The organism is Fischerella sp. (assembly GCF_013388695.1).
Taxonomy (GTDB): Bacteria; Cyanobacteriota; Cyanobacteriia; order Cyanobacteriales; family Nostocaceae; genus PCC9605.
This window is the reverse complement of the sequence record NZ_JACAEU010000148.1, coordinates 1-7,144: the sequence shown is the minus strand read 5'-3', so window position 1 is coordinate 7,144 and position 7,144 is coordinate 1. Positions and strand designations below refer to the sequence as shown.

6 protein-coding genes are annotated in these 7,144 nt (G+C 42.2%); 2 read left to right on the top strand and 4 right to left on the bottom strand.

The features are described from left to right. Nucleotides 1-150 precede the first annotated feature (150 nt). From HXY43_RS19870 to HXY43_RS19855, 4 genes are all read right to left on the bottom strand, one after another. Complete coding sequence (locus HXY43_RS19870; protein WP_290886587.1) at nt 151-555, bottom strand: DUF2294 domain-containing protein; 405 nt, start codon at nt 553-555, stop codon at nt 151-153. Between the two features lie 475 nt (nt 556-1,030). Continuing rightward, nucleotides 1,031-1,666 (bottom strand): uracil phosphoribosyltransferase, encoded by a 636-nt coding sequence (gene upp / locus HXY43_RS19865; RefSeq protein ID WP_290886584.1) that lies wholly within the window; start codon nt 1,664-1,666, stop codon nt 1,031-1,033. 106 nt (nt 1,667-1,772) lie between these two features. Further along, the gene (locus HXY43_RS19860) at nt 1,773-3,026 is read right to left on the bottom strand and encodes a URC4/urg3 family protein (RefSeq protein WP_290886581.1); all 1,254 of its coding nucleotides are present in this window, start codon (nt 3,024-3,026) and stop codon (nt 1,773-1,775) included. A gap of 119 nt (nt 3,027-3,145) precedes the next feature. Further along, a complete protein-coding gene (locus HXY43_RS19855) occupies nt 3,146-4,405 on the bottom strand; it encodes a GTP cyclohydrolase II (protein ID WP_290886578.1) in 1,260 nt (419 codons plus the stop codon). 403 nt (nt 4,406-4,808) lie between these two features. Between HXY43_RS19855 and HXY43_RS19850 the strand changes: the two genes are divergently transcribed. Together HXY43_RS19850 and HXY43_RS19845 are read left to right on the top strand one after the other, a co-directional pair. Then, nucleotides 4,809-5,279, top strand: coding sequence for a tetratricopeptide repeat protein (locus tag HXY43_RS19850; RefSeq protein WP_290886575.1), 471 nt, complete (start codon nt 4,809-4,811; stop codon nt 5,277-5,279). A gap of 475 nt (nt 5,280-5,754) precedes the next feature. Then, entirely contained in the window at nt 5,755-7,020 is a 1,266-nt protein-coding gene (locus tag HXY43_RS19845; RefSeq protein ID WP_290886572.1) for a glycoside hydrolase family 10 protein, read from the top strand. Nucleotides 7,021-7,144 lie beyond the last annotated feature (124 nt).

Sequence of the window (7,144 nt, the reverse complement as noted above, 5' to 3'; positions counted from 1 at the left end):
GTTTTATAGTTCTTGAAATATCTAAGTAGTGACCAAGCCTTACACTGCTTCTAATGTCGCACTTTTGTACTCTTTATCTGTTTTTTCCGAGTTTATTCGGTAGGTGCAAGATATGAGGTGGCTAATTAATACTTACCACACACTGTCATATCAGCCAGCTGCATTTTTTTTAACGGCTTTAGGAATTGCCTGAGGATTGCGAACTTCAGGCAATTTTCCTATAAACACAATTATGCCAGTACGACCTGTTGTTAAATTTGTATGACTAATTAAATCTAGTATAGGTTTGCCAATTATTTCTTCAATCAAATCTTGAATCTGCGGAATAATTATTTTATCTATATCTATTCGCACTTGCTCAGCCAAAATATCAGAACCAGATTTCATCAATATTTCCTCCACCTTGGTAACAGAATTTTCTAGAGTAATTGCCAACTCTCCATGAAAAAAATGGCAATTAATCCTGCTAGGACGCAGCCCTAGCTCAACACTATACAGAGAACGGATACGATTTGAGATTTCTCTCTCCAGTTGTCCGATGGTAGGTGCTGACATATTAATTTCCTATAGTAGACAAGCCCAAATAAAACTAACCTCAGGGTGTAGGTTTTGTGCCGATAGTATATATCCGCTCTGCTTTCAGGAAGATTGATAAATTGTAATCAGGAAAACATTAGGAGCATTTTCATATTGAAAACTATCATAAGTATTAATACTTTTGGTAGAGATAAACACCCTATAGATTTTGCATTACACAACATTTAATACCGTAGCATTTGATATAGATAGATTGTAATTGTTTCAAAATATTCATCACAATAACTTTGAGGTAAGCATATATGCAGTATATCTGTATAAAAAGGAATAAGTTCAGTCAGAAATTTCTCCTGAACTTTCGAGGATAGTGAATACATAATAATGCTTGTAAATGCGTAGTAGCTTGTCACAATCTAGGTAAAAAGAAGAATAATTCATCATTAATGATTCATAATTCATCATTTTTGCCTAGGCATTGTCTGCCGCGATGGAATTATTTAGTCCCAAATAACCTATCCCCAGCATCTCCTAATCCGGGAATAATGTAGCCGTGTTCATCCAGCTTTTCATCAATAGCCGCTGTATAGATAGGTATATCAGGGTGTACCTCAGTGAAATGCTCAATTCCTTCTGGCGCAGCAAGTAAACAAACAAACTTAATCGACAGGGGATTAGTTGATTTCAGTCTTTCCACCGCTGCGACAGCAGAGTTGCCAGTTGCCAGCATGGGATCGACCACTAGCACATCGCGTTTGTCTATGTCATGGGGAACTTTGAAATAGTACTCCACTGGAATCAGAGTTTTGGGATCGCGATACAAACCAATGTGTCCCACCCTTGCTGATGGTATCAACTCCAGCATTCCATCCAAAATTCCCTGTCCTGCCCGTTGAATAGAAATAATTACCAGCTTTTTGTCCGATGCAAGGACAGGGGCGTTCATTGAAGCCAGTGGTGTTTTAATTGCTTCACTTTTCAGTGGCAAATCTCGTGTTACCTCATACGCCAACAACATGCTAATTTCTTTGAGGAGAACACGAAATTTTACCGTGCTGGTTTCAACCTTACGCATTAACGTCAGTTTGTGCTGAATTAATGGATGCTTAATTAGTATTATTTGATTTCCCATATTAGTTATTTAGTCATTGGTCATTGGTCATTAGTCATTAGTTGGTGGTTGTTGGAACCAACAAACAACAAACAACAACCAACAAACAACAAACAACTAATCACAGCTAAAATACTGTGCCATCGCTTTCTATCTGGATGGGGGGGATACCACCTGTTCGGAGTTGGGCAGCTATTTTTCGTCCAGCTGTCCAGGTTCCCCCTTGCAAGATTTTCACAAGTGGTAGTTCTTCGGCACTCTTACCCAATTTTTCTCGCACTGTAGTGGCGATTTTATCCAAGAGGATCGTGGTTAAGGCACGCCATTCAACTATAACTTCAGATGCTACTGATTGAGGTTGGGAAAAAATATCTGGATGTTTAGCACTGATAAGACCTAAGTCTAAGCATAATCCCCCATTACGATATTCTGGTAATCCGGTCAGGACATCTAAACCAGTGATTTCTATACCGAGTTCTTGGAGAGGTTCGAGGAGGGAGTAGGTAAGCCATTGAGATAGTTTGTGAAATGGCACCAAACCATCATCAGCAACAGCTGGATGAAACCAAACATCTCCCAAGTTCACCCCAGCAACTTCTAAGCGTCCAGGCCAAATATCACTTAGTCCTTCTAAAACTGCACTTAATACGGTTTCGGCTGCTAGCTGGTTGTTTTTTGCTTGTGCCAATAAGTAATTTACCAAGTTACCCGGACGGGGATTTTGCTCCCCAAACATCTGTGGTGAAGCGAGTAAAACTTGACCTAATTTTTGCAATAATTTCAACCGCCCTGCAATTCCCACCAAGGGATTTTCTGCATTTGCACCAAACCCATCTGCTAGTTTCTGTTCTGTTAATTGTTGTAATTTTTGAGCATCTACTTGTAATGGTTGATGAGGTTCGCTTGCAAAAGACCCTTGACAAAACATCTGGAAACTTGCTATTGCTAAACCTTCGGAACGTTTAAAACTCATTTGAGTTTCTTGCTCATAGTAATGCCAGCGATCGCCAGCACCAGCATCTAACAAAACACTGACGATCGCTAAATCAAATTTGGCAGCAGCTTTTTGAGTTGGCGTCAGTCCTGCTAACTTTTCATCCAATTTAGCTAGACGCGGTACACCCCCAGCTTCAAAATGCCGCCAACGACTGTGAAAGGGAATTTGCAAATCTGGGTATTGCTCCCGCATCACCTCAATTACATAGTCTGCTACCCGTTCCAACTGACTCAAATCGCAAACAAAATGATGCGATTTACCTGCAACTGCCATTTTAAATAGTTGTCCACAACGCTCCCGAATAGCAATAGGCGATCGCAAATAAACGACCAACTCCCTTTCTTCCCTTGGCGTACTAGGCGTCTTGGCGGTTTCCATTTCCATAATTTTTACTGCCCCTCTCCCGATACACCCTTTTTTTAGAGTCAAGAGTCAAAAGTCCATAACTCCATATTTTTTGACTATTGACTATTGACTATTGACCCTTGACTCTTGACCATCATTCAATCTGTCAAAGACCGTCCCTTCACCTCTGCCAAACTATCAGAATCTAATACCTCTCCTGTGGTATAATAACCAGCTGCTTTTTTAGCTTCAATTTCTACACGTGCATCTTGAGGAATTAAGTCCTCTGGAATTGGTATCCGTTCCACAATTTCAATTCCTGCTTGGGTAATAGCCTCGTACTTCATATTACTCATCGATACCATCCGGTCGATGCGGGTAATACCCAACCAATGCAAAACATCTGGCATTAATTCTTGGAAGCGCATATCCTGGACGCCTGCCACACATTCGGTGCGAGCAAAGTAGGCATCAGCGCGATCGCCTCCTTCTTGACGTTTGCGGGCATTGTAAACCAGGAATTTCGTTACCTCTCCTAAAGCCCGTCCTTCCTTACGGCAGTAGACAATAATACCAGCACCACCTTCTTGCGCTGTTTGCACGCAAACTTCAACACCATGTACCAGATAAGGGCGGCAGGTGCAAATATCCGACCCGAATACATCGGAACCGTTACATTCATCATGTACCCGCACTGCTAGGGGTTTATTAGGATCGCCAATTGCTGCCATATCCCCGACGATATACACCGTCACGCCCCCAATTGGCGGCAAAAACACTTCTAGATCGGAACGTGTTACCAGTTCTGGAAACATGCCTCCGGTTTGTTCAAATAAAGCGCGGCGTAACTCCCCTTCTGTGATTTGAAAGCGCTTAGCAATTCCTGGTAAATACCAAACAGGCTCAATGGCAGCTTTGGTGACGACCAAATCGCCACCTGGTTTCATAATCTTGCCATCAATCGCTAAACGTCCTTTTGCCACCGCCTCTAGCAGTTCAGGCATATTGATGTGGGCCTTGGTAATGGCGATGGTAGGAAGAATATCATACCCCTGTTCGTAATAAGGTGCAAAAACCTCGCCAACAATCGCTCCAAAGGGGTCAAGGGAAACTATTTTATCTGGATCAAACCAACTCGGATGCGGCCCGATATGCTCAACAGGAGAAGTATTGGTTAGATCCGCCCTGTGATCTGACTGTAATACGCCCCTTGCCACAGCTAAGGCACGATAAACCGCATAACTGCCAGAGTGAGTACCGATCGCATTACGGTGTGCTTGCTTTGTCAACGTGGCAATCACGGGGCCCCGTTCCATCGGATCGCTTACTCCCCACTTGATGGGAATGGGTTTGGGACCAGAGCGACTGGGATGAGAAGTGAGAACTATATGCCTGGGAACACTGTTTTGCTTTGGCATAGCCACCTGTTTTTTTTTGGGATATTTCCTATTTAGTCAACAGTCAGCAGTCAATCGTCAATAGTCAATCGTCAATGGTTAACGCTCAACAAGCTTGGGATTTTTGACGATCAACTAAGCACTAATGTGCAGGCAAAGCATTTGGGCGAGAATTTATTGGTTTTGGAAAGTATTACTTACCAAATGCTACCCTGCACCGTACGGCGTAGCCCTTCTCGTAGAGTAGCCGCTGCGCGTCTACGCTCCTACCCGCATTAATCGTATTCCAGACTACAACAAATAACACATTTATTGCTTAACTTGCAATTTAAAGGTGAATTTTAAAAGCTCAGTTAAGAAGTTTCTTCTGAGAACATTTTGTGCGAAATTTGATCCTAAAGATAGTTTCAATAGTGTCGGATTCATGGATTCTTTATTTGTCAATTCCTTACTTAAAGACTTGAAAAATCCCGATGAAACAGTTCGCGAACAGGCGACAAAAAAACTTTGGCGCATCTGGTATCAGCAAAAAGGTATTTACGGGCTGGAAATGATTGAACGCAGCCAAAAGTTAATGGATTCAGGTCAAATTGCCAAGGCAGAAACAGTACTAACCGAGTTAGTTAACGAACAACCAGATTTTGCCGAAGCTTGGAACCGTCGTGCTTTTCTTTACTACTCCACTGGCAAATATGAAAAATCTATAGCTGATTGCCTGATGGCTATTCAGATTAATCCAGTCCATTTTGGCGCACTTCATGGTATGGGCTTGTCTTACGCGGCAGTAGGAGAATATGCTAAAGCGATCGCTGCTTTTCGTCGTGCCCTACAAATTCAACCCTATTCCCTCTTAAATCAAAAATTGATTCTCGAATGCACGTTTCGATTGAGTTAAAAAACACAGAAATCAAGATAGTCTTTTGTATTAGATATAACAAAAGATTGTAAGAAATCTTCTTAGTCTCAATTGATTTCAATTGCTACCAGTATGCTTCACTAGTTATTGGCACTCACACTTTCTCTGCTTGTATAAATAGCAGATGAAAGCAACAGTAACCTAGCACGCTGGCTCAAGTTACTTTTGGTACAAACTTGATAGAACATGGGAGATTGCTCAAAAAAGTTTAGATCACACTTTTACAATTGTGGATTTAATAACCTGCTACTTTTTTCGGGTATGTTAGCAACTAATTAACACACTCTGTAACCCTGTAGAGACGTGCTATGCCTGGTACGTCTCTATATTGCGTATGTCTTACTAGGTAGTACATAATCCTTTGGTGCAGAATTTAGCAGTGCAACCTCTTGGCAATATTTCAAGTCATGATTGATGATTTGTTGAAGCCGATGTGAAATTTTGTACCCACTCAATGATGAAAAAGTTTGTAAAAATGTCTAAGCGGCTGTTCTTGTGGAACGCTCGTCAAAGTAGCAACCGAAACCTGACTTTATTTACTGTATTGGCTATCCTCTCAGTAGTAGCCACAGTGATGCTATCTTTTCCCTTACAGGCTCAAAATCTTCCTCTTCCTCCCCGTCCGCAAATATCAGAGTTACGGGGGGTATGGTTAACCAATATCGATAGCAATGTACTGTTTGAAAGCGATCGCCTCAAGAGTGCCTTGCAAAACCTGAAACAGCTAAATTTTAACGTTGTCTATCCTGCCGTGTGGAATTGGGGCTGGACGCTGTATCCCAGCAAAGTAGCCCAAAGAACGATTGGGCGATCGCTCGATCCCACACCTGGATTGCAAGGGCGAGATATGCTTAAAGAAGTTGTCAGCGTGGGACATCAACAAGGCTTAATAGTCATTCCCTGGTTTGAATTTGGCTTTATGGCTCCCGCTGACTCCCAACTGGCAAAACGTCGCCCGCAATGGCTGACTAGTCGCCGCGACGGTAGCAAAATTTGGAAAGAAGGCATTCATGATAGAGTTTGGTTAAATCCCTTTCGCCCAGAGGTGCAAAAATTCATCCAAGATTTAATCGTAGAAATAGTCAGAAACTACGACATCGATGGCATTCAATTTGACGATCATTTCGGTTTACCATCGGAATTAGGATACGATGCCTATACAGTTGCGCTGTACAAAAAAGAACACAGAGGCAAAGCTCCTCCTGCCAACTCTAAAGATCCAGAATGGGTGCAGTGGAGAGCAAATAAAATTACCGACTATATGAAGCGGGTATTCAAAGCTATTAAAGCGACGAAAAAGAACTGCATCGTCTCCGTAGCACCCAATCCCCAACGCTTTTCCTACGAATTCTTTCTAGCAGACTGGCAAAAATGGGAGAGAATGGGACTTGTTGAAGACTTAGTTGTGCAAGTATATCGGGACGATCCCAACGTCTTTAAGGACGAATTAGAGCGTCCAGAAGTACAAGCCGCCCAAAGTCATATACCCGTGAGTATTGGCATTATGACAGGGTTAAAACGCAAACACGTACCCATGACTCAGATTGCCCAACAAGTGCAACAAGTGCGCGATCGCAAGTTTGCTGGAGTTTCTTTCTTTTTCTATGAAAGTTTGTGGAATATGACCAAAGAACCCCCACAACAACGCCAGATTGGTTTTAAGAACCTCTTTCCCACAACAACTGCTTATCCAAATCTGTTAGCGGGGTGGAAGCCGTAATTTAGTTTGTGGATAGTGGATAGTGGATAGTGGATAGTGGATAGTGGTTAGTGGATAGTGGATAGTGGATAGTGGATAGTGGTTAGTGGATAGTGGTTAGTGGATAGTGGTTAGTGGATAGTGG